2 protein-coding genes are annotated in these 2478 nt (G+C 61.1%); both read right to left on the bottom strand.

What is annotated here, in order from left to right:
* Nucleotides 1-2: 2 nt before the first annotated feature.
* Entirely contained in the window at nt 3-866 is an 864-nt protein-coding gene (gene istB, locus CIW50_RS28875) for an IS21-like element helper ATPase IstB (protein WP_149534588.1), read from the bottom strand.
* A complete protein-coding gene (istA, locus tag CIW50_RS28870; protein ID WP_149534587.1) occupies nt 866-2365 on the bottom strand; it encodes an IS21 family transposase in 1500 nt (499 codons plus the stop codon). Before istA ends, istB begins: the two co-directional genes overlap by 1 nt.
* Nucleotides 2366-2478: the final 113 nt, after the last annotated feature.

Here is a 2478-nt window from a genome sequence, read left to right as displayed (position 1 = left end):
TGTCAATCGGCGTTCAAATTTGACCCCGGATCGGCGTCCAATTTTGACCCCTTTGAGCGTGCTGGTTTGGGGGTAGCGCTCGTCTCGTCGGAGCTGGCCGGGGTTGCGGAGACGAGACGAGCGCGGGTGGCTTGATCGTCGTCGCGGCTTTTGAAGCGCCAGCTGTCGTTGCCGGTTTCGACGATGTCGCAATGGTGAGTCAGACGGTCGAGCAACGCGGTTGTCATCTTTGCGTCGCCGAACACGCTGGGCCATTCGCCAAATGCCAGATTGGTGGTGACGACGACGGAGGTGCGCTCGTAAAGCCGGCTAATGAGGTGGAACAGCAATTGGCCGCCGGATTGTGCGAACGGGAGGTAGCCCAGTTCGTCGAGGACGATGAAGTCCATCCGGGTCAAGTGCTCGGCGACCCGACCCTGCCGTCCACTCCGGGTCTCGATCTCCAGGCGGTTCACGAGGTCGACCACGTTGTAGAAGCGCCCGCGGGCACCAGATCGGATGCAGCTTCTGGCGATGGCGATGGCCAGATGGGTTTTGCCGGTGCCGGTGCCGCCAATCAGTACGGCATTGCGCTGCTGGGCGATGAAGCCGCCGCTGGCAAGGTCATTGACCAGCGTCTGGTTGATGGGAGTGCCCGTGAACTGGAAGTCCTCAAGGTCCTTGGCAAGTGGTAGTTTGGCGATGGTGAGCTGGTACTTGATCGAGCGAGCCTGCTTCTCGTTGATCTCGGCATTGAGCAGGTCGCCGACAATGCGCTGCGGTTCGTGTTGACGCTTGACGGCGGTCGTCATGATCTCGTCGAAGGCGGCCTTCATGCCGTAAAGTTTAAGCTCACCCATGAGGTCAAAGAGCTGAGTTCGTTCCATTAGATCGTTCTCCTGAGGTTGTCGTAGCGGGCACAGTCGGCGATCGGGGCATGGCGCAATGTCAGCGCAGCCGGCGTCATGATGTTGGCTGGTGGGGCGGGCTCTCGTTGCCGAGCCAGGATGTTGAGAACGACATCGGCGGAATGGACGCCTTGGGCGATTGCCTCGGCACAGGCCACCTCGACGGCGGGCAGACCGTCGGTCAGGACCGCGTTTAGTATGTCGACCATCTGCCGGTTGCCATCATCGGCACCAGCGAGCTTGCGCCGTATGCGCTCGATCGCAGCCGGCAGCACCCAGTCCTTGAAGGGAGCGCCATTGCGCAAGGCGCCAGGCTTGCGAGCCAGCACCGGCACATAATGCCAGGGATCATAGGTCGTCTCGCCACGGCCGAAGGCGCGTGGATGCTCGGCGACAACGCGTCCGTCCTGGCGGATAACGACGCGGTCAGCGTAAGCATGAACCTCGACCGGCCGCCCAACGGCGCTGGCCGCGACCGAGTACTTGTTGTTGTCGAAGCGGACCAGACAGGTCTTCGAGACAGATGCCGGCACTGCATGGAATCCGTCGAACCGGCCCGCATAGGGAACGAGCTTTGGCCGTTCGGCTTCGAACACCTCCCAGATCGTCTGCTCAGTCAGTTCCGGATGACGGTGTGCTTTAGTGTAGGCGATGCACTTGTCCAACAGCCAGGCGTTCAACTCGTCGAGTGTTTTGAACCGCAACCGCGGTGTGAAGAAGCGCTCGCGGACAAGCCCGACCTGGTTCTCGACCTGACCCTTCTCCCAGCCTGATGCCGGCGTGCAGGCGACTGGGTCGACGAGGTAATGACTGCACATCTGCATGAAGCGGCGATTGTAAAGACGGCCTTTGCCGACGAAGATTGTCTCTACTGCCGTCTTCATATTGTCGTAGATGCCGCGCCCGCAGGTTCCCTTGAACAGAGCAAACGCCCGATCGTGGGCGTCGAACACCATCTCCTGCGTCTCGCGCGGATAGCACCGCACGAACAGCATCCGGCTGTGGCATAGCCGGACATGAGCGGCCTTCACCATCACCGTCACGCCATTGAGCAGAACTACTTCGTGGCTCCAGTCGAACTGGTAGGCTTCGCCAGGTGCAAAGCTCAGCGGGACGTAGGCGGCAGCCGTCGATTGTCCACGGTCCGTACTCCATCGTCTGGCGTAACGTCGCACGGCATCGTAGCCACCGTCGTAACCACGCTCGCGCAGCTCTTCGAAGATCCGGATCAGCGTCAGCTGCTCGCGAGCGGCTTTAGTCGCATTCGTCGCCAGCAACACGTCAAGCTCTACCGCCCATCGTCCCAGCTTCGGACGCGGCTGAACCGCACGCTCGTACTCGAACGATGTCTCGCCCGACCTCAGCACCTTGCGCACCGTGTTCCGCGATACCTTCAGGTCCCGGGCGATCTCCTTGATCGTTTTGCCCTTGATGAAATGCTCGCGCCGGATCCGGGCAATCGTCTCCACGATCAGCATCTCCGACCACCTGCTCTGTTACGAAGCAGGCAGCGCAACAGGCCAATGGTAGGGGGTCAATTTTGGACGCCGATCCCCCGGCTTACGGGGTCAATATTGCAGGCCGAATGACA

Origin of the sequence: Tardiphaga sp. P9-11 (assembly GCF_008329525.1) — a bacterium.
Classification (GTDB): domain Bacteria; phylum Pseudomonadota; class Alphaproteobacteria; order Rhizobiales; family Xanthobacteraceae; genus Tardiphaga.
Note: the sequence above shows the minus strand (reverse complement) of the source record. Positions and strands in the feature narration are given on the sequence as shown.

Excerpts from the sequence above, each read along its gene's own strand:
- istB (WP_149534588.1), bottom strand. The coding sequence starts at position 866 with ATGGAACGAACTCAGCTCTTTGACCTCATGGGTGAGCTTAAACTTTAC.
- istA (WP_149534587.1), bottom strand. The coding sequence starts at position 2,365 with ATGCTGATCGTGGAGACGATTGCCCGGATCCGGCGCGAGCATTTCATC.